Here is a 2,951-nt window from a genome sequence, read left to right as displayed (position 1 = left end):
GTTTACCCACGGTATGGCGGACGGTAAATTCGGCTTGTCCGTTGATGATATTGTTTACAGTTATTACGGCAATCGGTCAGGCACGGTTTTGGAGCAGAAACTGAATGGTTCGATGAAGGATAATGCCCCGGAACAGGAACGTTTTAAGATCATGGAATGGGTTAGGGACGGCGCGAACAGCGATGATTATAAGGCGGACGGCATCGACAAAATAATCGAGAGCCGTTGCGTGATGTGCCATAACAAGGAGGCGTCCGGGATACCGGATTTTACCCAATTCGAGGCGCTAAAAGCCTTAACCACAGAGGATACGGGGGCTACATTCGCGTCATTAACACGGGTTTCGCATGTGCATATGTTCGGTATCAGCTTCATCTTTATGTTCGTGGGGCTTATCTTTAGTTTTGCGGAGACCACGACAACGCAATATAAGTGCATTGCTATCGGCATGCCCTATGCGTTTCTTGTAGCCGATATATTGTCATGGTGGTTGACCAAGATTCACCCGATGTTTGCCTGGTTGGTTATTTTTGCCGGTATGGGCATGGGCGTTTCATTCATGTTTATGTGGGTAACGTCCATTCTGGAAATGTGGCTGTTTAAACCGGTGTTTATTGATGGCTTGGGTTCACGTTATTTACAGATGCGCGATAGTACTGACGCGTCATTTGCGGACAGGTTATGGTTTTATGCCAAGACGCTAGGGAAGAAGATTAAACCTGCGGCGGCTTTTGTAACAGAACAATGGCTCACACGCGGCTGGCCTGTTGTTAAAGAGTGGTTGAAAAAAATAGCATAGCCAGGTGGAGGTACGGGCTGCCGCAGTGCAGTTCGGGTACCTGTTTAGACAAACAACCGACTGATTATCGTCGTATCTTCATTTCAGGTTCAGCCTGATTCTTCATTGACCGCGCCGTTTTTATCGTCATGATAGAAATGGCCGCGTCTTCAATTTCCCGGCTAATGCCGGTCAAGACCCCGCCACTTACGACAGGGAACGCGAAAGGGCGCTGGTTTTTTCCGTAGCGTTAAAGTCCCTTTATTTTAGTGATTTGATAAGTCAAAGGCGAGGGCAATACAGGGTCAGTACTGTATGCCGGTGGATAACGCTCCCCATTCGTGCTGAGTTTGTCGAAGCGCCGGATGTTCATGAGTTCTCTTGAATGCTCGTCTTACTCCTTAAGTATTTATACCTATCTTGCTGATTTTTAATGTTTTGTTGATTTTGTCTCTATGGAAATTTAAGCGGCTGTTAAGGATACTGTAGTTGTGATGACCGGCTAGCTCACAGAAATGGCGAGATGGGCGGTTGTTACAACCTCATCAGATATTTTTATTGAACGACATCTGATTATATTTAAATATGTTCATGGAGTAATAACAATGAAACAATTTAACAAAAAAATATTAACTGCAAGTATTCTTCTTGCATTGGGCACAGCTTCTAGTGCATGGGCAAATCCTACTAATACAGCGGATACAGTAACTGACAGTCAGACTGCAACGGCGTCTAGTGACCAAAGTGGTACAGGTACAGCTGCAAATGAATTTTCAACTGCGACTGATAACACTAATAACTCTGACAACACTAACAATTCAGATAACAGCAATAGCTCAGATAACAGCGCTGTCACAACAACTGACAACACTAACAACTCTGATAACAGCAATAATTCAGATAACAGCGTTGCCACAACAACTGACAACACTAACAACTCTGATAACAGCAATAATTCAGATAACAGCGTTGCCACAACAACTGACAACACTAATAACTCTGATAATAGAACTGACAACTCCGATAACAGTTCAGCTTCTGCAACTGATGCGGCGGCTAACAATGGCAGTACCGCTTTATCAGACCGTTCTACGGCTAGTGCAACCGACGCTGCTGCCAATAACGGTAGTAGCGCTTACTCAGATCGATCAGATCATTCTGATCACAGTGCGGCTACTGCAACCGATGCGGCTGCCAATAACGGTAGTAACGCTTACTCAGACCGCTCTGACCACAGCTTGGCTTCTGCAACTGCTCAAGGTTCTGCTGCTGCTAATAATGGTAGCACTGCAACGGCAACTACCGACAATAGTCAGGCAAATTCAAATGGCATCGGATCAGCTGCGGCTAATGGTGGCGGTAATGCAACTACGGACAACAGCAACCACTCTAATAACAGCCAAGCAAATTCAAATGGCATCGGATCAGCTGCAGTTAATGGTAGCGGCACTGCAACTACAGACAACAGCGACCGCTCTGATAACCGCTATGCAGCTTCAAATGGAATCGGATCAGCTGCCGCTAATGGTGGCAATGCCACCAGCACGTACAAAGTCAATAATCAAGCTTTGACCGGTACAGTCACTGGTAATCCAACTGGTTTGCCATCCGATACTACGGTATTAGCCTCTATCCCATTTGGTAATAATATCGATCACTCGATTGTCGGCAACGCAGGTATTACCCAAACCTTTCAAAACTCAGGTAGCGGTTTAGCGCAACAATCGGTATTGGTTGATGGCACTGTAACGGTTACCCAAGGCACTGCATCTATTGCACCTTAAGGTTTATTAACGGTATTGGTTAATAAATTGCAGTTTGCCGGTGAGTGAGCAATCGCTCACCGGTTCTTAACTGGCATATCGTCAAATATGTGAGGAGTGTGCTATGGGAACTATTCTAAAGAGCTGCGTTTTAACGCTACTTGTAGTTATTGCGCAAAGTCAGGCGGCGCAAGCCGGTTCGGTTCAAAATCAGGACAAGTTACTTTTTTCTTCGACCGAAACAGCGTTATTGGAAGAGCTGGATAATGCGCGGGGGCGCGAAGGTGTCGATATATTTACCCTTAATAACATGAACGTACGCGCTACGCTGGCGGACAATCAGGCAAACAATAATGTGAATGGCGCCAACATAATTGACGGCGGTTCATTTACACAGGCAAGCGGTTTTA

Annotated in this window: 3 protein-coding genes; all 3 read left to right on the top strand. The window is 45.6% G+C overall.

The features are described from left to right. On the top strand, positions 1-799 hold a 799-nt coding region (locus tag WC614_14095), incomplete at its 5' end, for a hypothetical protein (GenBank protein ID MFA5034135.1). Positions 800-1,293: 494 nt separating this feature from the next. Continuing rightward, positions 1,294-2,562, top strand: a complete 1,269-nt coding sequence (locus WC614_14090; protein MFA5034134.1) for a hypothetical protein — start codon at positions 1,294-1,296, stop codon at positions 2,560-2,562. 103 nt (positions 2,563-2,665) lie between these two features. Beyond that, on the top strand, positions 2,666-2,951 hold a 286-nt coding region (locus WC614_14085), incomplete at its 3' end, for a hypothetical protein (GenBank protein MFA5034133.1).

The organism is bacterium (genome assembly GCA_041649255.1).
In the GTDB taxonomy this organism is placed as follows: Bacteria; Hydrothermota; UBA3073; order JACQXS01; family JAQTXJ01; genus JAQTXJ01.
Note: the sequence above shows the minus strand (reverse complement) of the source record. Positions and strands in the feature narration are given on the sequence as shown.

Coding starts and splice junctions, on each gene's coding strand:
- WC614_14090 (MFA5034134.1), top strand. CDS start 1,294: ATGGCGAGATGGGCGGTTGTTACAACCTCATCAGATATTTTTATTGAA.